Origin of the sequence: Flavobacterium sp. HJJ (assembly GCF_015351475.1) — a bacterium.
GTDB lineage: Bacteria > Bacteroidota > Bacteroidia > Flavobacteriales > Flavobacteriaceae > Flavobacterium > Flavobacterium marginilacus.
On the sequence record NZ_JADKPR010000006.1, the window covers coordinates 181,859 to 205,777 of the forward strand.

17 protein-coding genes are annotated in these 23,919 nt (G+C 37.5%); 8 read left to right on the forward strand and 9 right to left on the reverse strand.

Annotation, left to right across the window (positions count from 1 at the left end; translation table 11 throughout):
• Positions 1-33: 33 nt before the first annotated feature.
• From IRZ80_RS07135 to IRZ80_RS07165, 7 genes are all read left to right on the forward strand, one after another.
• Positions 34-3,087 carry a beta-L-arabinofuranosidase domain-containing protein gene (locus IRZ80_RS07135; RefSeq protein WP_194640857.1) on the forward strand — a complete coding sequence of 1,018 codons (3,054 nt, stop codon included), beginning with the start codon at positions 34-36 and terminating at the stop codon, positions 3,085-3,087.
• Between the two features lie 35 nt (positions 3,088-3,122).
• Positions 3,123-4,814 carry a DUF885 family protein gene (locus IRZ80_RS07140; RefSeq protein WP_194640858.1) on the forward strand — a complete coding sequence of 564 codons (1,692 nt, stop codon included), beginning with the start codon at positions 3,123-3,125 and terminating at the stop codon, positions 4,812-4,814.
• 63 nt (positions 4,815-4,877) lie between these two features.
• The gene (locus tag IRZ80_RS07145) at positions 4,878-7,568 is read left to right on the forward strand and encodes a DUF5695 domain-containing protein (protein ID WP_194640859.1); all 2,691 of its coding nucleotides are present in this window, start codon (positions 4,878-4,880) and stop codon (positions 7,566-7,568) included.
• A gap of 6 nt (positions 7,569-7,574) precedes the next feature.
• Complete coding sequence (locus IRZ80_RS07150; protein WP_194640860.1) at positions 7,575-9,719, forward strand: family 43 glycosylhydrolase; 2,145 nt, start codon at positions 7,575-7,577, stop codon at positions 9,717-9,719.
• A 45-nt stretch (positions 9,720-9,764) separates the two neighbouring features.
• Positions 9,765-10,976 carry a M24 family metallopeptidase gene (locus IRZ80_RS07155; protein WP_194640861.1) on the forward strand — a complete coding sequence of 404 codons (1,212 nt, stop codon included), beginning with the start codon at positions 9,765-9,767 and terminating at the stop codon, positions 10,974-10,976.
• A 57-nt stretch (positions 10,977-11,033) separates the two neighbouring features.
• Positions 11,034-12,374 carry a DUF6055 domain-containing protein gene (locus tag IRZ80_RS07160; RefSeq protein WP_228520830.1) on the forward strand — a complete coding sequence of 447 codons (1,341 nt, stop codon included), beginning with the start codon at positions 11,034-11,036 and terminating at the stop codon, positions 12,372-12,374.
• A gap of 58 nt (positions 12,375-12,432) precedes the next feature.
• Positions 12,433-14,628: an alpha-galactosidase gene (locus tag IRZ80_RS07165; protein ID WP_194640862.1), complete on the forward strand. Its 2,196-nt coding sequence runs from the start codon at positions 12,433-12,435 to the stop codon at positions 14,626-14,628.
• 42 nt (positions 14,629-14,670) lie between these two features.
• Here the strand turns inward: IRZ80_RS07165 and meaB are convergent, their stop codons facing one another.
• The 3 genes from meaB to IRZ80_RS07180 all read right to left on the reverse strand — a co-directional run bounded on the left by meaB (position 14,671) and on the right by IRZ80_RS07180 (position 16,979).
• Complete coding sequence (gene meaB, locus IRZ80_RS07170) at positions 14,671-15,765, reverse strand: methylmalonyl Co-A mutase-associated GTPase MeaB (RefSeq protein ID WP_194640863.1); 1,095 nt, start codon at positions 15,763-15,765, stop codon at positions 14,671-14,673.
• A 107-nt stretch (positions 15,766-15,872) separates the two neighbouring features.
• Entirely contained in the window at positions 15,873-16,514 is a 642-nt protein-coding gene (locus IRZ80_RS07175; protein WP_194640864.1) for an NAD(P)-dependent oxidoreductase, read from the reverse strand.
• A 57-nt stretch (positions 16,515-16,571) separates the two neighbouring features.
• A complete protein-coding gene (locus IRZ80_RS07180) occupies positions 16,572-16,979 on the reverse strand; it encodes an Rrf2 family transcriptional regulator (protein WP_194640865.1) in 408 nt (135 codons plus the stop codon).
• A gap of 116 nt (positions 16,980-17,095) precedes the next feature.
• Here IRZ80_RS07180 and IRZ80_RS07185 point away from each other — a divergent pair, with 116 nt between their 5' ends.
• Positions 17,096-18,007: an AEC family transporter gene (locus IRZ80_RS07185; protein WP_194640866.1), complete on the forward strand. Its 912-nt coding sequence runs from the start codon at positions 17,096-17,098 to the stop codon at positions 18,005-18,007.
• 56 nt (positions 18,008-18,063) lie between these two features.
• Here the strand turns inward: IRZ80_RS07185 and IRZ80_RS07190 are convergent, their stop codons facing one another.
• The 6 genes from IRZ80_RS07190 to IRZ80_RS07215 all read right to left on the reverse strand — a co-directional run bounded on the left by IRZ80_RS07190 (position 18,064) and on the right by IRZ80_RS07215 (position 23,740).
• Positions 18,064-18,321 (reverse strand): Txe/YoeB family addiction module toxin, encoded by a 258-nt coding sequence (locus tag IRZ80_RS07190; protein ID WP_194640867.1) that lies wholly within the window; start codon positions 18,319-18,321, stop codon positions 18,064-18,066.
• 2 nt (positions 18,322-18,323) lie between these two features.
• Complete coding sequence (locus IRZ80_RS07195) at positions 18,324-18,578, reverse strand: type II toxin-antitoxin system Phd/YefM family antitoxin (RefSeq protein ID WP_194640868.1); 255 nt, start codon at positions 18,576-18,578, stop codon at positions 18,324-18,326.
• A 198-nt stretch (positions 18,579-18,776) separates the two neighbouring features.
• Positions 18,777-19,358 (reverse strand): GDP-mannose pyrophosphatase NudK, encoded by a 582-nt coding sequence (gene nudK / locus IRZ80_RS07200; RefSeq protein WP_194640869.1) that lies wholly within the window; start codon positions 19,356-19,358, stop codon positions 18,777-18,779.
• Positions 19,359-19,414: 56 nt separating this feature from the next.
• Positions 19,415-20,686, reverse strand: a complete 1,272-nt coding sequence (locus IRZ80_RS07205; RefSeq protein ID WP_194640870.1) for an adenylosuccinate synthase — start codon at positions 20,684-20,686, stop codon at positions 19,415-19,417.
• An 18-nt stretch (positions 20,687-20,704) separates the two neighbouring features.
• On the reverse strand, positions 20,705-21,187 hold the full coding sequence (locus IRZ80_RS07210) for a Fur family transcriptional regulator (protein ID WP_194640871.1): 483 nt from the start codon (positions 21,185-21,187) through the stop codon (positions 20,705-20,707).
• Positions 21,188-21,520: 333 nt separating this feature from the next.
• Positions 21,521-23,740, reverse strand: coding sequence for a RelA/SpoT family protein (locus tag IRZ80_RS07215; protein ID WP_194640872.1), 2,220 nt, complete (start codon positions 23,738-23,740; stop codon positions 21,521-21,523).
• Positions 23,741-23,919 lie beyond the last annotated feature (179 nt).

A 23,919-nucleotide genomic window follows, 5' to 3' on the forward strand; every position in this document is an offset into this window, starting at 1 on the left:
AAAACGTTTTTTTAATCAAGAAGAAAAGGAATTATGAATAGATATAACTTGCTTATTTGTATAGTGTTAAGTTTTTTTGGATTAAACACAATAAAAGTACAGGCTCAAAACGGAGATCAGATTTTAGACGGAATTGGTGAAACGGAACTAATTGCCCGGTATTTATTTGATGGCAGTGCAAAGGACTGGTCGAGAAATAATCTGCATGGTAAAATTGAGGAATCTAAAGCCAAATTTGTTAATGACGAACAGTTCGGCAGAGTACTTTATCTGCTTGCCGATAATCAGGCTTTTGTTTCGATTCCGGGTGATGCATTGGCGGGAGAAGAATCACTTAGCATAACTGGATGGATTTTTATGCGTTCCACTGAAAAAGACCAGTGTTTTTTTGATTTTGGAAAAGATGATAAGTCCCATTTTTTTGCTGCGCCGATGGGTACCAAAACGGAACAGGTATTTCATACCGAAATCAGTAACGGATTGAATAAATACAAAACAGATTCTCCCGCTCTTGAGGCAGGCAAGTGGAATCATTTGGCAGTGGTTATTAATATACCTTCAAAATTAATAAGTACTTACGTAAATGGAGTTCTTGTAAGCGAAGCCAAGAATGTAGAATTGGATTTGAACCAATTGTTTAATAAAACTGCAGGTTCAGAGAATAAACTCTATATAGGTAAAGCATTGGGTTCTGGAAATGTATTTCTTAACGCCAAACTACATGATTTCAGAATCTACAGAGTGTCTTTGAGCGACAAACAGATTGGCAGAATTTACAAGAATTCTTTAACAGCAGATCAGGAAGAGGAAACGGCAGAAGATCAGGCTGCAGGATTACCTTTGTTTTCAAAAAACACTCCACAGCTGTACAATCAGTTTCTGAAAAGCGTCGCTGATATTAAAGTGGAAACTGAAGTAGGGAATCTGCCAAGGATTCCGGCTTATGTAAAAGGTATTTATCGTGATGGCATTCAAGGACCGGGAGTGCGCGTAATCTGGCCTTCGCCAAAAGACAACAGCCAAGTGCTTAAAACTGGGCAGTACACGGTAACTGGAATTGTTCCCGGAACAGATTTGAAGCCAAAAGCCGTTGTTACCATAAAAGAAGCAAAAAAAACTATCCCACCGGAACGTAAGCTGGAAGCCTTCCATTTGGATCAGGTTTCATTAAATAACAATCTTGACGGAAACCATACAAAACTCATTGAGAATCGGGATAAGTTCCTTACAGCACTTTCGCAGACAGATCCGGATTCTTTTCTTTACATGTTCCGAAATGCTTTTGGACAAGAACAGCCAAAAGGGGCCGAACCGCTTGGTGTGTGGGATACTCAGGAAACAAAACTGCGCGGTCATGCCACAGGACATTACCTGACAGCAATTGCTCAAGCTTATGCGAGTACGGGCTATGATAAAGTTTTGCAGGCCAATTTTACTGATAAAATGCAGTATATGGTTAATACACTTTATCAATTGTCGCAGCTTTCCGGAAATCCGAAAGAAGCTGGAGGAAAGTTCGTTTCAGACCCAGCTGCAGTGCCTTTTGGGCCAGATAAAACAGCTTATGATTCAGAATTGAGCAATGAAGGCATGCGCACCGATTACTGGAATTGGGGCAAAGGTTTTATAAGTGCCTATCCGCCGGATCAGTTTATTATGCTGGAAAACGGCGCAACATACGGCGGACAGAAAACACAAATTTGGGCGCCCTATTATACACTGCATAAAATTCTTGCCGGTTTAATGGATGTTTATGAAGTAAGCGGTAACGAAAAAGCGCTCGAAACGGCCAAAGGAATGGGAGACTGGGTGTATGCCCGTTTGAAAAAACTGCCTACAGAGACACTCATCAGTATGTGGAACAGATATATTGCAGGCGAGTTTGGAGGAATGAATGAAGCAATGGCCAGACTTTACCGAATAACCAAAAATCCCCATTATTTAGAAGCAGCACAGCTGTTTGACAATATAAAAGTATTCTATGGCGACGCACAGCATTCTCACGGACTGGCAAAAAATGTAGATACTTTCCGGGGATTGCACGCCAATCAGCATATTCCGCAGATTATGGGAGCGCTTGAAATGTACCGCGATTCCAATACACCTGACTATTACCGTGTGGCAGATAATTTTTGGCATAAAACTGTAAATGATTATATGTACAGCATCGGGGGAGTTGCGGGAGCACGAAATCCTGCCAATGCAGAATGTTTTATCAGTCAGCCGGCAACAATTTATGAAAACGGTTTTTCATCCGGAGGTCAAAATGAGACTTGCGCCACTTATAATATGTTAAAATTAACGGGAGATTTGTTCCTTTATGAGCAGCGCGGCGAACTGATGGATTATTACGAGCGCGGACTTTACAATCACATACTGGCTTCGGTGGCAAAGGATAGTCCTGCAAATACGTATCATGTTCCGTTGCGGCCAGGATCTGTAAAACAGTTTGGTAATCCGCACATGATGGGTTTCACCTGCTGTAACGGAACGGCTATTGAGAGTAACACGAAATTTCAGAATTCAATTTATTTTAAAAGTGCAGACAACGGCGCACTTTATGTAAATCTGTATGTGCCTTCAACATTAAAATGGATCGAAAAGAATATAACCATAGAACAAACAACAGATTTTCCCAATGAAGATTTTACCCGATTGACTATTAAAGGAAATGGAAATTTTGACATCAATGTCCGTGTGCCTCATTGGGCAGCCAAAGGATTTTTTGTAAAAATAAATGGTAAAGAAGAAAAAGTGAAAGCCACACCGGGAAGCTATCTTACTTTGAGCCGCAAATGGAAAGACGGAGACACAATCGAGCTTCGCATGCCGTTTGAGTTTCATTTGGAACCAGTTATGGATCAGCAGAATATTGCCAGTTTATTTTATGGTCCTGTATTATTAGCCGCACAGGAAACGGAACCTCGAAAAGATTGGCGAAAAGTGACTTTGGACGCTAAAGATATCAGTAAATCGATTCAGGGTGACCCAAAGAAACTAGAGTTTACCATTGACGGAGTTCTCTATAAACCATTTTATGATACTTATGGCCGTCACTCTGTTTATATGGACGTTACGCTTAAATAATTTGCTTAAAAGCATTTAAAACAATCAAAAAGGCAATGAAAAAATCAATTATAAGTATTCTTTTATTCTTATTTATGACGACAACAGCGTTTTCAAGTGAACTTGTGGATGTAGTGAACACTTTTCAGTCAGATAAAACGGCACTGCAGAATTTTTATTCAAACAATGAATCGGAAGAATATTATGTGCGTTTTTCCAAGTTCTATGATGATTGGGGCAAGACGGTAAAAAATATTGATTTTAAAAGTTTATCCAAAGACGGAAAAGTCGATTATCTATTATTGAAAAACCTGATAGTCAAAGGTGATTATTTCTTGCAGCTGGAGTATAAAGCTTTTAAGGAAATCGAGGCTGTTTTAGATTTTTCAGACGAGATGAATCTTTTTGTTAAAGAAAGAAGAAGAGGCAAAAAACCGGTTTCAAATCAGCTGGCCAAATCGTTTGATGTGGCTGTAATCAGTATTGACAAAAAAATCGAGCAGTTAAAAGGCAAACCTTTCAAAGATTGGTTTGCTGCTGACAAAGCTTCAAAATCGGTAACTGCTTTTGAAAAATCACTTAAAGAAGCTTATGATTTCTATTATAGTTATGATCCTGATTTTACCTGGTGGATGGAAAAGCCATATAAAAAGCTGTCAGAAAAACTTAAAACATATGAAGATTTTTTAAAAACAAATTATCCCCAAACCAGTATAAAAGATGACGGAAGCGGTATCATTGGTAAACCAATAGGCAGAGAAGCTGTAATTAAAAGTCTGGCTTTTGAATACATTCCCTATTCACCAGAAGAATTAATTGCTACTGCTCAAAATCAATTTGAGTGGTGCAAGAAAGAAATGATCAAAGCTTCGACAGAATTGGGTTATGGAAACGATTGGAAAGCAGCATTGGAACACGTTAAAGACACTTATGTGCCTGCAGGCGAACAGCCTCAAGCGATTACGGATTTATATAATCAATCGGTAAAATTTATTGAGGACAGGGATTTAATTACTTTCCCGGATTTGGCAAAAGAAACCTGGCAGATGATTATGATGACGCCCGAACGGCAAAAGGTGAATCCCTTTTTTACCGGAGGATGGGAAATCAGTATTTCGTATCCTACCGAGGACATGGATCAGAAAGACAAACTGATGAGTATGCGGGGAAATAATCCAAATTTTTCCCGTGCTACGGTGCAGCATGAATTGCTGCCGGGTCACAATCTGCAGTTTTTTATGAACAGCCGTTACAAATCGTATCGAGCTCCTTTTGATACTCCTTTCTGGATGGAAGGCTGGGCTTTGTATTGGGAAATCAATCTTTGGAACAAACAGTTTCCGCAGACACCTGAGCAAAAATTAGGAATGTTATTCTGGAGAATTCACCGCTGTGCCCGAATCATTTTTTCGTTAAAATACCATTTGGGAGAAATGACACCGCAGCAATGTATTGATTTACTGGTGAATGAAGTCGGGCATGAAAGGGCAAATGCAGAAGCAGAAGTCAGACGTTCTTTTGCAAGCGGAGATGCACCTCTGTATCAGGTAGCGTACATGACGGGAGGATTACAGTTTTATGCTTTAAGAAACGAATTGCTGGCCAAAGGATGGACAGAGAAACAGTTTCATGACCGGGTTTTGAAGGAAAATATAATGCCGGTGGAAATGCTTAGGATTTTGCTTGAAGATTTACCGGTTTCAGAAGATTATAAAACAAACTGGAAGTTCTCAACAGATTTTAAATAATTAAAAAGCGCTTCTTTAAAGCGATGATTATAGACTGATAAAAAAAACTATAAATACCGAGATATGAAAAAAATAAAAATAGTAGCCTTGTCAATTTGCTGTTTAGTGGCTTCAAATAATTTGCAGGCACAAGAGTATTGGGACAGAATTAAAGCAAAAAATTCAACGCTTGAAATAGATAAGGGATTTATTAATTTGAATACAAAATCTTTTGAATTGAAATTGGTAAAATCATCCCAGACAGTAGCTGCCTTATCTCCGGTTAGCGACAAAAATTTCGATTTTACACCGGGAGACCGGCTGGCTATTCGTGATAAAGACGGGCTGTATCAGCTGGGCGATATTAATTTAAGGGTAAAGTCTGCGGACGGAAGCTGGAAAAGTTATTCGACAGCTGCCAAACGTTCTGCTGTTACGGCTTTGAATGTTTCCGGAAATGTTTTGGCTGGAGCAGATTTGTCCAATACCCTGCCTCAGGATATTCCTTTAACCATAAAACGTTTTTATGAAGAAAAGGATGGGAGTCTGGTAATGCGTTTTGAAATTACAAACAAATCAAATACTGCACAGGAAATAGGTGCTTTGGGTGTTCCAATGATTTTCAATAATATTCTTGAAGGAAAAACTCTGGATGAAACGCATGTTCAAAACGTGTTTTTTGATCCTTACATCGGTAAAGATGCCGGTTATCTTGAAGTTAAACGCCTGAGCGGTCACGGGCCGGCATTACTGCTGCTTCCTGAAGCGAATATGCCATTTGAGGCTTACCGCCCTTTATCGGATGATGAAACACCGCGTAGCATTGTTTTTGAAGGTTTTCATGAATGGATGCCGTTAAGCAAAGCCTATGCTGAAAACGAATGGAAAATCGCCGATCAATGGAATACACCAACTTTATTGGTGCTTCAGCCGGGAGAGGTTAAAAATTTTTCGCTGAAGTTTGTATCGGTTGATGAAATAAAAAATATTCAGTCCTCTCTGATTCAAAATGAGCGTCCTGTAGCCGTAGGAATTCCGGGTTATGTTTTGCCTCAGGATGTAGACGGACAGCTTTTTTTGAAATACAAAATAGCAGTGAAATCCTTTAAAATTGAGCCGGAAGGAGCTTTGACAGTTGAGGAAAAATCGAAAAACAAAAATGGATATTTCCAGTATGCCGTGCACGGTAAAAAATGGGGAAGAGCCAGATTGACAGTGATTTATGAAGATGGACTGCAGCAGACAATTAATTACAAGGTGATTAAATCTGAAAAAGAAGTTGTCGCCGATTTTGGGCATTTTTTGACAACGGCACAATGGTTTGATCAAAAGAACGATCCTTTTCACAGAAACCCGTCGGTAATATCATATGATTATGAAACCAAAAAACAAGTAGTTCAGGACAGCCGTGCCTGGATTTGCGGGCTGAGTGATGAAGGAGGTGCAGGCGGATGGCTTGGCGCGATGATGAAGCAGCTGATAGAACCGAATAAAGAAGAAATAAAAAAGCTGGAGCAGTTTGTGGATAAAACGTTATGGGGCGGTATTCAATACAATACAGCTGATACTCTTAAGTATGGGGTTAAGAAAAGTGTTTTTTATTATGAACCAGCAAAGATGCCGGAAGGAACGTACTGCAAAGACATTAATTTCAAGACTTGGGCCGCTTGGGACAAAAAAGGAGCTGATGATCCGGGACGTTCCTATAATTATCCGCACGTTGCCGCCGCACATTGGACAATGTACCGTCTGGCCAGATATTACAAAGGTTTGGTTACCAATCATTCTTGGGATTGGTATCTGAAGAGTGCTTACGAAACAAGTATTGCAATGACAAAATTGGCACCTTATTATGCGCAGTTTGGGCAAATGGAAGGAACTGTCTTTTTATTGATTTTAAAAGATTTAAAAACAGAAGGATATACAGAAATGGCCAATAATCTGGAAGCTAAAATGAAAGAAAGAGCTGATCATTGGAGAACACTTAATTATCCTTTTGGAAGCGAAATGCCTTGGGATTCCACAGGTCAGGAAGAGGTGTATATGTGGTCGGATTATTTTGGATATAATGATAAAGCGAAGGTTACTCTTGATGCTATTTTGGCTTATATGCCTACTATACCGCACTGGGCTTACAATGGAAATGCCCGCAGGTACTGGGATTTTTTATACGGAGGGAAACTTTCCAGAGTAGAGCGTCAGATTCATCATTATGGTTCGGCTTTGAATGCGATACCGGTTTTGGAGCAGTTCAAAAAAACACCTGATGATTTTCATCTGCTGAAAGTAGGTTACGGCGGATTATTAGGAGGAATTTCAAATATTACCGAAGATGGTTTTGGACCTGCAGCTTTCCATTCTTATCCTGAAACTCTGAAAATTGATTATTTATCCGGAGATTACGGTTCCGGTTTCTTTGGCTACGCCGTAAATACTGCGACCTTTATTACAAATGAAAAGGATTACGGCTGGGTTGCTTTTGGAGGTAATTTAAAAGAAAACGGCGATGAAGCTGAAGTAGAAATTACAACGGCTGCAAAATCTAAAATATTTCTTGCGCCCAAAAAAATGTGGCTGACTCTGGATGCGGGAACATTTAAAAGTATCAGTTACAATACAAAAACCGGTGCAGTAAAAATTACTTTGGATGCTAGAACGGAGTTTATGCCCGATGCTTATTTAAGAGTTGACAAAGATGTGAATCTTCCTTATGAAAAAGTCAGAGGAGCCTACAAAATTGCTTTGAAAAGTAAAGCCATTCAAATTAATTTATAATATTCGATGCTGAAAAAGAAACTAATATACAGCCTTATTGCATTTGCTTTTGCGGGAATAATTTTCGCCCAAAAGGACATTGAAATAAATGCCCCTGGAGCAAAAAATCCGATTTTACCAGGCTGGTTTGCCGATCCTACCATTAAAAAGTTTGGTGATATTTATTATATCTATGCCACTACAGATAATGAAATGCTGGCATCGGGGGCTCCCACAGTCTGGTACAGCAAAGACTTTAAAAACTGGTATAATTATGTAATGGAGATTCCTTCTTTTTCGGCAAAAGCGATTACTAATTTTTGGGCTCCCGACATAATTGAAGGGGAGGACGGTAAATATTATCTGTATTTTGGAAACTGTGAAATAGGCTGTAATATTTATGGATATGTTTCAGATACGCCTGTAGGGCCTTGGAAGAAATTAAGTGAAAATGACACACCAGTGATTTCAAATGGATTTCCAAGAGAAGGTTTTCCTTCATTGGATGCACAGTTTTTTAAAGACACTGACGGCAAAGTATACGGATATTGGGGAACCTGGGTGCATTACAACGGCGGATATGCTGTGGGTGAATTAAATAAAAAGACAATGGGTGACATGATGCATTCAGTTAATATACCATTGGAACAGACGCCGGCTCCGTTTGAAGCGGCTTATATGATGAAGAAAGGGTCGAAGTACATTTTGATGTATTCCGGTGCGTCCTGTCATGACGAGACCTACAATGTGCGGTATTCTTATTCGGATTCACCTTATGGGCCTTTTACTCCCGGAAAAAACAACCCGATTCTTAGCACCAATGAGGATAAGACAGTTCATGGCCCGGGACATCATTCGGTTTTGAAGGAGAATGATGATTACTACATTGTGTATCATAAGCACGATTACCCAATGACCAGAGGCGGGCTTGCGAGACAGGTCTGCATTGATAAAATGATTTTTGAAAATGATTCGACTATAAAAAAAGTGGTACCATCGAGTAAGGGAATAGGTGATTTGTTGAAATCTGATGTCCCTGATGATATTGCTTTTATGGCAAAAACAACAGCTTCGTCATTTTATCATTTGAAATCGCTTCAGTATGATTATGAGTACAAGCCTTCGTTTGCCACTGATGATAACAATGCAACGATGTGGAAAGCGGCTGATAATACCACTCCTCAGCATCTGACCATCGATTTGGGTACAGCCAAAAAAATAAAAAGGATAATGACCCAATTTGAATTTGCCAGTTATTATTATCAATACAAACTGGAATACTCAGCGGATGGAAACAAATGGAATATGTATGCGGATAAATCCAATAACCATACAGCCGGAAGCCCAATGATTGATGATAATGACGTAACTGCCCGTTATATTAAATTAACGGTTTTGACTACAGAAAAAGCAGGACTTTATGCTGCGGTTTGGAACATTAAAGTATACAGTTCATTGTTTGAGATTCCGCTGCAGCTGAAAAACAGAAAATCAGACAAAGATCCTGCAATAAAAAGCACAAAGAAATTATTGGTCGATCTTGATGCCAATAGAATTCAAGGAAATTCAATCGTTACCGGGATTGAAAATAAAGGGTCAATCGGAGGGATTTTCACCAAAAACGGAGAGGTTTCTTTGGAAAAAAAAGATGGAATTAAGGTTTTTAATTTTACAAACGGAGCTTTGACTCTGGATAAATCAGTGCCTAAAAGTCTGGCCTGGAACGGTTCTTATACAGTGGCGGTCTGGGTTAAAAATCCTGTTGTGTCAAATGAAGGGGAAATTTTGGCTTCTTGGTGTGACAGAACTGAATTTGGTTTGGCAAATTCATACAATGCTTTGGCATACAACAGCGGAAATTATGGAGCAGGAGTGCATCTGGATGGGCATTTCGATATGAGATATAATAAAGTGCCACAGGCTGATAAATGGCATCATATCGTTTTGACTTTTGATGGTGTTGTGGAGAACGTTTATGTGGATGGTATTTTGGACAATTCGCAAAACATGCTTTTGTCATCAGCTATTGATAAAGCAAAAATCATAATTGGGGCATCAGATATTGGTGAAAATTTCTCTGGCTTTATGGCTTCGCTGCGTATGTATGATTATGCGCTTAATCAGGGAGATGTAATGAATCTTATGAAGAAAACAAAACCTCAGATAAAATAAATTATTTGATGCATCCTTGATTAATAACTTTTAATTTTTAAGAAAATGACAATAGGTGTAGGCGGTTCATCAGTGGCAATTGAATTAGAAAAAATAGAAAACAGAATTCACAATGTGAAGTCTATTCAGCTGAATGAATATTTGGAACGGATTCAAAAAGCGGTGCGGTTAATGAAAGAGCATTCTGTGAAGGTTCTTTATCTAAACGCTGGGACCAATCTGTATTATTTTACGGGAACTCTTTGGAGTGCTTCGGAAAGAATGGTGGGCGCACTGTTGTTTGATGATGGTTCTCTGGAATATATAGTTCCAAAATTTGAAGAAGGCACTTTCAAAAAATACATGAAAGTTCAATCGACAATTAATTGCTGGGAAGAGCATGAATCTCCTTATTTATTGATTAGTAAATTATTGGAGGATAAAAATATTAGTGACGGCTCAATTGCCATTGATGAGTCGTCACCTTATTTTTTGGCTGATGGAATTTCAAAAGCAAATAGATCATTTGATTTTATTAATGCCCAGCAGATTACTGCAGGCTGCAGAATGCAAAAATCCAAAAATGAGATTGCGATAATTCAAAAAGCAAAAGACATTACGATCGAGGTTCAAAAAGCTGCTGCCAGGATATTAAGACCCGGTATTACTGTTGGAGAAGTTGTGGATTTTGTTAATAAAGCACACATTAAAGCGGGAATAGTTTCCGGTTCTTATTTCTGTATTGTTTTGTTTGGCGATGACACCCAATATCCTCATGGGGTTTCAGTTCCTCAGCCGTTAAAAGAAAATGAAGCTGTTATCATTGATACCGGCTGTAAACTGGAAGGATATCTTTCGGATATTACCAGATCATATGCTTATGGCGAAGCTTCTGATGTATACAGAACCTTTTGGAATTTGGAAAAGAAAACGCAGCAGTCCGCTTTTGAAGCAGCACAGATTGGTTCTTTCTGCGGATCGGTAGATGATGCTGCCCGAAAAACATTGGCAGAAGCAGGGTTAAGTTCTGATTATAATTTACCCGGATTGCCTCACAGGGTTGGTCACGGAACCGGACTCGATATTCATGAATATCCGTATTTAGTTAGAGGAAGTGAAATAAAACTGCTTGAAGGAATGGTGATAAGCAATGAACCAATGATATGTGTCCCAGGAAAATTTGGAATCCGGCATGAAGACCATTTTTACATGACCGAAAACGGACCGAAGTGGTTTACCACTCCCATGCAGAGTGTGGACAATCCTTTTGGGTATTAATTGGTTTCTAATTTTATAAAGAACATTAACTCACTTTAGTTAATAAAACTAGCGATTATGCAGCAAAATAAAACTCTGATAAAAAATTTAACTTGCTTACTTTGTTTTGCATTTTTCGTCGGTTTTTCTAAAGAATTGAAGGAGAAAGAATTATATCTTCCTAAAAAAGTCTGGATGATTCCTGATGATAATGATTATAAAAATCCAAATAGTGACTATAATTTTAATTATATGGTCACTTCAGAAAACATTGCAATCTTTTGGCATAAAGATTATGGGAAGAATCCAATGTCCAATCCCGAAGAATCAGAGCGTTTCAACCCTGATCGAATGTTGATTGAATGCGAAAGGATTTACGATATCTATGTCAATCAGCTGAAACTTGTGGAATCAGGTAATTCACTTGTAAATAAATACAAGATTTTGGTCTATGTATTCAAAGGTGAGGAAAAGACGGCTTTCGGTGGAGGAGAGGAAGATAAAGTTGGAATTTTTTGGACACCTGCGGTTCGTGTGCACAAAGAACCTTACGGAGTTTTGGCGCATGAATTGGGACACAGTTTTCAGTATTTAAGCCACGCCGATACAGGAAAAGGCACCGATGGAGTTATACAGGAAATGTCTGCACAGTATATGCTCTGGCAGGTATATCCTGACTGGATGACTTTTGAAAATTATCATTTGACGGATTATTTAAAAGGAACTTATTATGGTTTTCTGCATCCATATAATATGTATCATTCTCCTTATGTAATTGAATATTGGTCAGAGAAACGGGGAAAAGACTTTTTCGGAAAACTGATGCGGAATACTCAGGAAGGAGAAGATCCCGTAATGACATACAAACGCTTGAATGCACTCACACAAGAACAGTTTAATGATGAAATATTTGATGCCAGCCGAAAATTTATAACTTGGGATTTGAAAAGAATTGATTCTGTTGCCAAGCCTTATGCTAACAAGCATTACACCAAAGTTGATAAAATGCAAAATGGCTGGTATAAGATTGATTCAATCAATTGTCCTCAAAACTATGGCTACAATGGAATTAAGCTGCATGTTCCGCAATTTGGAACTAAAATAAAATTGAATTTTGAGGGAATTGCAGGAGCAGATGGATTTTCAAAAGTGAAAGCTGAAAAAGCGGGCTGGCGTTATGGTTTTGTGGCTCAATTAAAAAATGGAGACCGGGTGTATAGTGAAACTTTCAAAAAGAGTAAGGGCAAAGCTTCTTTTACAGTCCCAACAAACACCGAACATTTATGGCTGGTGGTTTCCGGTGCTCCTATTGAACATTGGCCACGGCCTAACCGATGGGGCGACAATCCAGACAAAACACCGGACGAGCAATGGCCTTATCAGTTTCAGTTATTTGGTACGGTTCCAGAGATTAATTAGAAGGAAAACCGTTTAGTGTTTATTGAAAAAATATAGATTTATTTTAAAAATATAAAAGATGAAGCAATTATTATTCTCACTGTTAGCCCTCCTGTGTTCCTCAATTCAGGCGCAAGAAATGATTCGCATTGAAACAGAAAGTTCGGCTCTTGTTTTAAAAATAGGTAAGAACAAAAAGCTTTATCAGACTTATTTTGGAACTAAGCTGAATAACAGTTTAGAGTATGAATTTATTTCGAAAGAAAACACCAAGAAATTTGTCATAAACGATGGCAATCCTTTAATCGATCTGCGTCATCTGGCTTACCCTGCTTTTGGCACAGATAATTTATTTGAACCCGCCATCCGGATAACGCACAACGATGGAAATCCTTCATTGGAATTGGAATATCAAAATCATAATTCTGCAAAAATAGATGCCAATACTACGGAAACTGTCATTCGCTTAAAAGACCCTCAATATCCTGTATTTGTTGATCTTCACTATAAAGTTTTTTACAAAGAAAATGTAATCGAGTCGTGGACAGAAGTTCAGCATCAGGAAAAAAAGCCGGTGATGCTTTATAATTATGCTTCCTCAGCTTTGCATTTGGATGCCGATAAATACTGGCTGACCCAATTTTATAGTGATGTTGTCGAAGAGATGCGAATGGAAGAAAGTCAGCTTACCAGAGGAAGTAAAGTCATTGATTCAAAATTGGGAGTGCGGACTAATATGTTTGCTTCACCCAATTTTTTTCTTTCGTTGAATTCAAAGTCAAGTGAAAATACTGGCGAAGTTATTGCAGGTACTATAGCTTGGTCGGGTAACTTTAAGCATACATTTGAGATTGATAATAATAATGAACTGCGAATCGTTTCAGGCATCAATGAATTTGCTTCCGAATACAATTTGGAACCCAAAGAAATATTTAAAACACCAGCTTTTATTTATACGTTTTCCAATAATGGAAAAGGGCAGGCCAGCAGAAATCTGCACAATTGGGCAAGAAAATATGGTCTGAAAGACGGTGAAAAACCACGTCTTACTTTGCTGAATAATTGGGAGACAACTTTTTTTGACTTTGATCAGACTAAATTGGCTAATATGTTTATCGATGCCAAAACATTGGGAGTCGATATGTTTTTACTCGATGACGGCTGGTTTGGGAATAAATACCCAAGAAGCGGTTCGACTTCGGGTTTGGGAGATTGGCAGGCGACTAAAGCAAAACTTCCCGATGGGATTGGTTTTCTATTGGAACAGGCTAAAAAAACAGATGTAAAATTTGGTATTTGGATTGAACCAGAAATGATTAATGAAAAAACCGAATTGTATGAAAAGCATCCCGATTGGGTATTAAGCCTTCCAAATAGAGAAAAGAGTTTTTATAGAACACAATTGGTTCTTGATTTATGTAATCCAAAAGTGCAGGATTTTGTGTTTAAGGTGGTCGATGATATTATGCAGACACAGTCGGGTGTGGCTTTCTTTAAATGGGACTGTAATCGAATGATGACCAGTGCGTATTCGACTTATTTAAAAAATCAGCAATCCCATTTGTTTATTGATTACACCAAGGGATTGTACAAAGTTTTGGACCGAATAAAGTCGAAATACCCGAATCTGCCAATGATGCTCTGCGCCGGAGGAGGAGGCAGGTCGGATTATGGAATGCTGAATTATTTCACCGAGTTTTGGGCGAGCGATAATACCGATCCTTTTGACCGTATTTTTATTCAGTGGGGATATTCTAATTTTTATCCGGCATTGGCGGTTTGCAATCACGTTACTTCTATGGGGAATCAATCCATAAAGTTTAGAACCGATGTGGCCATGATGGGTAAACTGGGTTTTGATATTCATGTTGGAGGCCTTAAGGACGACGAATTGAAATATTGTCAGGAGGCAGTTGCCAATTACAAACGATTAAGTCCAGCAATCTGGCAGGGAGAATTGTACCGATTGGTTTCGCCTTATGAGGACAGCAGGGCAGTATTGATGTATGTCAATGAAAATAAAACGAAGTCGGTGCTTTTTTCATATACCCTGCATCCACTGACAGATCCTAATTATGGTTTGGTCAGATTAGAGGGGCTTGATGCCAAAAAAATGTATAAAGTAGAAGAAATCAATGTAATGCCGAAAGGGAAAAAGACTTTTGAAGAATCAGGAACTGTATATTCGGGTGATTTCCTCATGAAAATCGGATTGAAAGTTTCTTCTTCCCGTCAGGAAAACAGTGTAGTGCTCGAAATTACCGCTGTGGAATAGGTGTGTATTACAGTATTGAAATTTAGAATCCAGTATCTCGAATCATTTTTTGTTTTTAAAATAATTATCCAATAAGATCTGCGCTGCTGCAAAAGGTGAAATTTCATTGTTATCAACTGCTTTTTTTGCGGAATTTAATAGTTCAGTGATTTTTGGCTGATTGTGAAAATTATTTTTTAATTGTTCATCAATGGTTTCCATCATCCAGGAGATATTCTGCTCTTTTCTTTTTTCTTCAAAATAATGATTCGACTGTACTATTTCGAAATAATTTAAAATTGTCTGCCAGACTGTATCAATTCCTTCTCTGGTCAAAGCACTGCAGGTTGAAACCGTAGGAATCCATCCTGATTTTTTTGGAGAAAATAAATGAAGGGCTCGGTTGAATTCTAGTTTTGCCGCTTGCGCTTTCTTGATATTATCTCCATCTGCTTTATTGATTATAACTGCATCGGCCATTTCCATAATACCGCGTTTGATGCCTTGAAGTTCATCGCCGGCGCCGGCAATTTTTAATAGTAAAAAGAAATCGACCATACTGTGAACCGCTGTTTCGCTTTGTCCTACGCCTACAGTTTCGATTAAGATAACATCAAATCCAAAGGCTTCGCAAAGCGTAATCGTTTCTCTTGTTTTGCGGGCAACACCGCCAAGAGTTTCTCCTGATGCCGATGGGCGGATAAAAGCATTTTCGTCTTTTACCAATTCTTCCATTCGGGTTTTATCGCCGAGAATGCTCCCGTGCGAAATGGTACTGCTGGGGTCAACGGCAAGAACTGCAGCTTTTTTTCCTAAACTTGTCAAATGTTTTCCAAAAGCTTCAATGAAAGTGCTTTTGCCAACGCCCGGAACACCTGTGATGCCTATACGCAGGGAGTTATTAGCATGGGGAAGACAGCCTTGGATAATTTCATTTGCTTTGGCTAAATGATCGTTATTAGTGCTTTCAATTAAGGTGATGGAACGGCTTAGAGCTGTTATGTTTTTTGATAAAATTCCTTCGATTAATTCTGATGCTGAAGGCTGTTTTTTTCTTGACTCTTTGATTTGGCGTATAGCATTCAAGCTGATTGTTTCTTGATGGGAAACACCGGATTTTAGTTTTAAAGTGCTTGAATTTGTTTTTTGGACTGACAAAATTTTTGTTTTTTTTGAAAGAAGTAAAAGTAATCAAAACAAAAACAGTTTCAAAAGCGGAAAAATGCTTTTGAAACTGTTTTTTGTGAATTAATGAGTCTTGTAAATTAATAAGCTGCAGTAAAACGAACCTGATGATGTTTTGGGTTTTCTGCTTCGTCAGCAATAACCACTGCTAAATCTTCGACTGAAAGTATGCTTCGCTGTTCTTCGTTAAAAACCGGATTTTCTAGACCCAATCTATATTTTCCTGTTCGTCCTGTTGTGATTCCCTGATGCATTTCGATAGCAGGACTGAAAAAAGCCCAGTCTAATTCTTTTTCTTCTTTAATGATGTTTAAATATTCTCTTGCGGCCGAAGCAGCTTCGTAATATTCTTTTGGAAATTCTGCAGTATCAACTAGCTGTACATCTGGTGCAATGTATAAACTTCCGGCACCGCCAATGGTGATGAATCTTTTTATCCCTGATTTTTTTACAACTTCTTGAATAGCTTTGGATCCTGCAATAAATTCATCGTGGATATTTGGGTTCGTCCAGCCTGGATTGTATGCATTAACAATAATATCGTTTCCTTTTAAGGTTTCTGCTAATGAATCTGTATTAAAGATATCGGCTGCCACCCATTTAGCATCAGAAGTATCTTTTGGGGTTCTTGCAATAGCAGTAATTTCATGGTTTCTGCCTGCTAATTCATTTAAAATTGCGGATCCTACAAATCCTGTAGCTCCAATAATAGCGATTTTCATAGTTATATATATTTAAAAGTAATAAAAAATGTTACAGTTTTAATCAAAAAAATAGAACTAAAATTTATTGGAAAAATCTTCCAGTGTGATTTCGCTCAGCTGTGAGCCGATTGTCTGGTTGATATCTTCATATAAATTTTCTAAATTTTTATTGATTTGTCTTCCAATAGGGCAATCTGGATTTGGGTCGTTTTTAGAAAAACCTAATGTTACGGTATCAAAAGTCATTTTGAAAATGTCATCCAAAGTGATTTTTGATGTCGATTTCAACAGGCGCGTACCACCGTTTTTGCCTTCTTTGCTTTCTACAATATTGTTTTTTTTCAGGTTTGCAATTTCTTTTCTGACCAAAACCGGGTGAACATTCATACTGCCCGCAATAAAATCTGATGATAGATAATCATCTGGAAATTTAGAAAGCAAAGTCAGAATGTGAATTGTTATGGCAAATTTACCTGAAATCATACTGTAATAAAATTTATTGCAAATATAAAACTAAAATTGATATCGGCAAGACTGTTAGTGAAAAAAATGATGGTCTTAAAAATTTAAAGTGGTATTTTTGCAGTCAATTCTGCATTATGTATAATATCATTTTAATCTTCGTTTGTTTATTAGCCGGTGTCTTTTTACAGAAAGTAAAGCGTTTACCGATCAATTTATATAAGAAGCTGAATTATATTGTTATTTATTTTTGTCTTCCCTCATTAGCCTTATTTTACATTCCAAAAATTGTGCTGGATACAAAATTACTGTACCCGATTGGTGTTACCTGGATTGGGTTTACAACAGCAATTTTGTTTTTTAGTCTGTTGGGGGCGCGGTTAAAATGGTCCAGAAAACTGACAGGCTGCATGATTATGACTGCGGGTTTTAGTAATACGTCTTTTTTAGGATTTCCAATTATTCAGGCTCTGTACGGGAATGAAGGATTGAAAATGGCTATTCTGGTCGATCAGCCGGGGACATTTGTCGTGCTTTCCACTTTGGGAGTTTTTATCGCCACTTTATATTCTACCGGAAGCCCAAACGGACTGGAGATTATCAAAAAAATACTTTTTTTTCCGCCGTTTATTGCATTTCTGCTGGCCTGTTTTATGAATGTTTTTCATTTTGATTTTCATGAATATATTCAGTTTGGCCTGCAGAAGGCGGGGAGTGTAATGACGCCTTTAGCAATGCTTTCGGTAGGACTGCAGCTGCAGTTTGACAGAAAGAGCAAGCATTTCAAATTTTTGGGATTAGGACTTGTCTATAAATTAATCATGACTCCGGCTTTAATTTATCTGCTGTATGTTGTGATTATGAAGCAGCATTCGCAGATGATTCAGGTATCGGTTATGGAAGCAGCGATGGCTCCGATGATTTCGTCCAGTATTATTGCTTCTTCTTATGGTTTAAAGCCTCGATTGTGCAGTATGATGATCGGTTTTGGAATTCCTCTTTCTTTTATCACGTTAGTATTTTGGTATTTTATTGCTAATTCAATTTGAAATTAAGAAGAGAATTTAAGGTGCTTAATCAATAACAGTTATAAAATGTGCTACTGTTAATCGTAATGATGTCTGCATTTTACGATTTGTATTTCATCCTCTAAATATCTGTAAATTAATCGATGCTCATCATCAATGCGTCGAGACCAAAAACCAGCATACTTATGTTTTAGGGGTTCAGGTTTTCCAATTCCTTCAAAAGGAGTGCGAGATATATCTTTGAGCAGCTCATTAATTTTTTTCACTTTTTTTTTGTCGATTTTTTGCCAATACAAATAATCTTCCCAAGATTCATCCACGAAGATATATTTCATATTTATTCTTCTATTAAATCTTTAGCAAATGATTGGCTGTTTTTCATTTTATCAATAGCAGCATCGAGACGCTTTTCATTGAGGCGTGAAGATAATTCATAATTTGTTGCAATTAATGAATTATACTCTTCAAGCGATATTACAACAATCCCAGAATCTTTTCCTCTATTAATTATAAGGGTTTCAAAATTTTTTGCGACAACATCAAAGTAGGATTTAATGTCTTTTCTAAAATCAGAAATATTAGTGATTACCATAGTTGTGTTTTTATGTACAAATATATGTACAATGTTTTAATGATTTATCGAAAGAGTGGAGAATTTTTATATCACATTAATTTAAAAATTAAAAACCGGTTTATTTCATTTTATACGTAATTCTATTTGATAAACTTAGCTTTTGCCAAGTTTGGAGAGATATTTCAATAACTTTGACACACTATAAATCCTAATTTGCTAAATTAATTGATTTATTTTGGCATACTGCAGTAACATAATAGTTTTTGCATCTTTTATTTCGCCAGATTCTATCATGACATACGCTTGGTCAAAAGGAATCTCGAGGACCTCAATTTCTTCGTGTTCGTTTGCCAGTCCTCCGCCTTCATTTACTTTCATGCTGATGTCGTATTCGCCTATGAAGTAATGCAGAATTTCGGTTACCGCTCCCGGTGACATATAGGCTTCAAAAACTTTTTTAACTTTCTGGATTCGGTAGCCCGTTTCTTCTTCCGTCTCGCGGATGATGCAGGCTTCTGGGTTGTCTTCATCCAAAAGGCCGGCACAGACTTCTATCATTAAACCGCTTTTGTTGCCGTTCATATAGCTGGGCAGTCTAAACTGGCGTGTCAGAATAACAGTTTTTTTGTGTTTGTTGTACAGTAAAATTGCAGCTCCATTGCCTCTGTCATACACTTCACGTACCTGAGTGTCCCATGTTCCGTCTTTTTTTTGATAATCAACAGTTACTTTGTTCAGGATGTACCAGTTGTCCGAAAGTAATTCGGTTTTCTGTATTTTGTACTTAGGATTGTCCATGTTTTCATGTTTTTAATGCTAAAAAAAACGCCCCGATAATTCGGGACGTTTACTTATTATTTTAAAATTGTCTGTTTTCTGTCTGGTCCAACAGAAACAATTTTTATTGGAACTTCAACTTCTTTTTCAATGAATTCGATGTATTCTTTCAGTTCAACAGGTAATTCTTCGTAAGTTGTCATGCCTGTTAAATCTTGGTGCCATCCTTTGAATTCTTTGAATACCGGGGTTACATTTTCCGGTTCGATGTTGTAAGGGAAATGTGAAATATTTTTTCCTTTATAGTTGTATTCAGTACATACTTTTAAAGTTTCGAAACCAGAAAGAACATCACCTTTCATCATCATTAACTGTGTTACACCGTTAATTTGAACAGCATATTTTAATGCTACTAAATCTAACCATCCGCAGCGTCTTTGTCTTCCAGTAACTGAACCAAATTCGTTTCCAACTTTGGCCATTGTAGCACCGTCTTCGTCAAAAAGTTCTGTTGGGAAAGGACCGCTTCCTACGCGTGTTACGTAAGCTTTGAAAATTCCGTATACTTCTTTGATTTTATTAGGAGCAATCCCTAAACCTGTACAAGCTCCAGCAGCAGTAGTATTTGATGAAGTTACAAATGGATATGTTCCAAAATCAACATCTAATAATGAACCTTGAGCACCTTCACAAAGGATTGATTTTCCAGCTTTTTGAGCTTGCGCTAAATATTCTTCACTGTCAATAAAGTCTAATGTTTTTAAAACTTCGATAGATTCGAAGAATTCTTTTTCCATTTCGGCCAAATTGTACTGAATGTTGACATCGTAGAATTTAATCATTTCCTCGTGTTTGTCAGCCAAAGCTCTGTAACGCTCTTCGAAATCTTCTAGTTCAGTATCTCCGACACGCAGACCGTTTCTTCCGGTTTTGTCCATGTAAGTTGGTCCGATTCCTTTAAGTGTAGAACCAATTTTTGCTTTACCTTTTGAAGCTTCAGATGCAGCATCCAATAAACGGTGTGTTGGTAAAATTAAGTGTGCTTTTCTGGAAATAATTAATTTGGATTTGATATCCATATTAAATTTTTCAAGACCTTCAATCTCTTTTTGAAATACTACTGGGTCAATTACTACTCCGTTTCCAATAATGTTTACGGCTGTTTTATGAAAAATTCCAGATGGAATAGTTCTTAGAACGTGTTTAATTCCGTCAAATTCCAAAGTGTGTCCTGCATTTGGCCCACCTTGGAAACGAGCAATTATGTCATAATTTGATGTAAGAACGTCAACAATTTTTCCTTTTCCTTCATCTCCCCATTGTAATCCTAATAATAAATCTACAGTCATTCTATGTTTTATTTGCAGTTAATTTTCTAATGTATTTTCTTCTGTTTTTGCTTGTTTCTTGTTTCCGTATAAGTATAGGGAATGATTGGTGATTTCGATATCAAAAATTTCTTCGATTGTTTTTTTGATAGTCTGAATCCGCGGATCGCAAAACTCAATTACTTCACCAGTATCAGTCATAATGATATGATCGTGCTGTTTGTCAAAATATGATTTTTCGTAATGTGCCTGATTTTGCCCAAATTGATGTTTGCGGACCAGGGCGCAGTCTAATAATAGTTCGATTGTATTGTAAAGGGTGGCCCTGCTGACACGGTAGTTTTTGTTTTTCATTTTGAGGTATAGATTTTCTATATCAAAATGTTCTTCACTTTCGTATATTTCCTGAAGGATAGCATAACGTTCTGGTGTTTTGCGATGTCCTTTGTTTTCAAGATACATTGTAAAAACATTTTTTACAATCTCTTGATTTTTGTTGTTATCTGTAGAAATGAGTGTCATATCCTGCAAAGATAAATTATTATTTTAAAAGTTTAAAAAAATAGGGTTTTAATTCTATTTCCTGAGTTTTATTTATAGGTGTTTAAGACTTTATTATTGAGGTGTTTCTCCATGATAAATTAGGTTCTGGATTACTGCGTGAGAGATAGAAGCAATCCGCCGCTGCGTAGCGTATAGCCCGACAGCATTAGGGAAAGAGACCGTGTATGTCATATTGTTAGCAGGTCTCTTTTCCTAATGGTGGCACGCCCAAATGGTTTTTGTAATTATCTGCTGCTGTTTTCTGGTTTTGAATATCACAATTTTTATTGTTAAAGTTTATTTTGTGATGTTTTAATTTTTATACACCCGTGTTACTTTGTCAATTCCATCAATCTTTTTGATGTTGTCCATTAGTTTTTTCAAAATAGTGATGTTGGGTACGATTACAGATATCTGTCCTTTGAAAATACCCGCTTCTCCATTGAGTGAAATACTTTGTATATTCACGTTCATATTGTTTGAAATCACTTTTGTCAGCTCGTTTGTAAGTCCTAAACTGTCCATTCCCATAATGTTGATGGTGGCTTTGAAGTCCTGCTGAGTAGAGTCGATCCACTTGGCCTGCATGATTCGGTAAGCATAATTGGACTGTAAGGCAATGGCATTCGGGCAGTCTTTTTTGTGTATTTTGATACCTTCGTTTATGGTGACAAAACCAAATACTTCATCACCCGGAATGGGGTTGCAGCAACTGGATAATTTATAATCGAGTTTGTCCTGCGTTTTTCCAAAAACCAGCATGTCATAATTGCTGCTGATAACCTGCTTGTGAATATCCTCGTTGGGAGCATTGTTATTGCGCTTGATTTTATTTTTGAAAAAGTTGATTAAAGAATTGCTTTTCTGGCTGGCATAATCTTTTAGCTGCTGGTTGTCAATTGATCCGACGCCAACTCTGTAAAACAGATCCAGACTTGTTTTTAGTTTAAAAAAGTTAACTAACTCATTAGTTGTCTGTTCGTTTAACGTTACTTTGAGATGTTTCAGTTTGCGGGTAAGCAGTTCTTTTCCGTCTTCGGCGATTTTTTTCGTGTTCTCATTGAGAACGTTTCTTATTTTATTTTTTGCTCTCGAAGTGGTTACAAAATCAAGCCAGTTGACAGTTGGTTTTTGATGGGGCGAAGTGATGATTTCAACTTGATCACCGCTTTTTAATTCATAATTCAGCGGAACTAATTTTCCGTTGACTCTGGTTCCTCTTGTTTTTATTCCGATTTCAGAATGAATGCTGAATGCAAAATCCAGCGATGTTGCCCCTTTTGGAAGAGATTTGATTTCTCCTTTTGGGGTGAAAATATAAATCTCTTTGGAATACAGGTTCATTTTGAAATCCTCGACAAAATCGACGGCACTCGTCTCCGAATTTTCAAGCGCTTCTTTGAGCAGATTTAACCAAACATCGAGACCGTTTTCTTCGGTTGCTCCGTTTTTGTATTTGTAATGAGCAGCGTAGCCTTTTTCGGCTATTTCATCCATGCGTTCGCTTCGCACCTGTACTTCTACCCAGCGTCCTTTTGGTCCCATAACGGTAATGTGCAAGGCTTCGTAGCCAGTTGATTTTGGCGAAGATATCCAGTCACGCAATCGGCTAGGGCTGGGTCTGTAATGATCTGTTACGATGGAATATATTTTCCAGGCCAGGAATTTCTCATCATGTGGATTTGACTTGTAAACAATACGCAGAGCAAACTTATCATAGACTTCATCAAAACTTACATTTTGTGCCAGCATTTTTCTATTTATCGAATAAATGGATTTTGGACGGCCTTTGATGATATAGTCGATGTTTTCTTCGTCTAAAGCTTTTTTGAGTACTTCGGATATGTCTTTGATGTAAAGATCCTGTTCTTCCTTAGTTTCTCTTATTCTGCTGACAATGTTATTGTATCTCTCTGGTTCTGTATATTTTAATCCTAAGTCTTCGAGTTTGTTTTTTATTTTATAAAGCCCCAGTCGATGTGCCAATGGTGCATAGATATATAACGTCTCTGAAGCTAGTTTGACCTGTTTGTAATCTTCCATAGAGTCCATAGTAAGCATATTATGGAGTCTGTCTGCTATTTTTATGAGGATTACCCTAACATCATCATTAAGAGTCAAAAGCATTTTGCGGAAATTCTCTGCCTGCATGGATACATTAAGGTCTTTTTGTACCAATGATATCTTTGTCAAGCCTTCGACCAATTGAGCAATTTTTGGTCCAAACATCTTTTCGATGTCTTTGACAGTAATGGGAGTATCTTCGACAACGTCGTGCATTAAGGCTGCAGCAATAGAAGTTGCGCCCAAACCAATGTCTGAAGCTACAATTTTGGCAACAGCAATCGGATGGAATATATAGGCCTCTCCAGATTTTCTGCGCTGGTCTTTATGAGCGTCTACAGCAACATCAAACGCCTTGCGTATCACTTTCTTATCCTCTGTGGTTAAGGTTTGATAACTAATGCGAAGAAGCTCTTTGTATTCGTGAGCAATTGCTTTGTTTTCTTTTTCTATATCGATTTCTATCATAACGGCATGGTTCAATTCTTAAAAATAAGAAATTTTCAGGAGATTTGCAAAGGTTTTGTGGAGCAGAATTTAGATATGGGAATTAAGAGGCTATTTTTTTTAGATTAAAAAATCTTTTAAAAAATCTAATTTTAAAAACCTTGCATGATATTATTCTGCAATCTGAGATCTAAATTCTG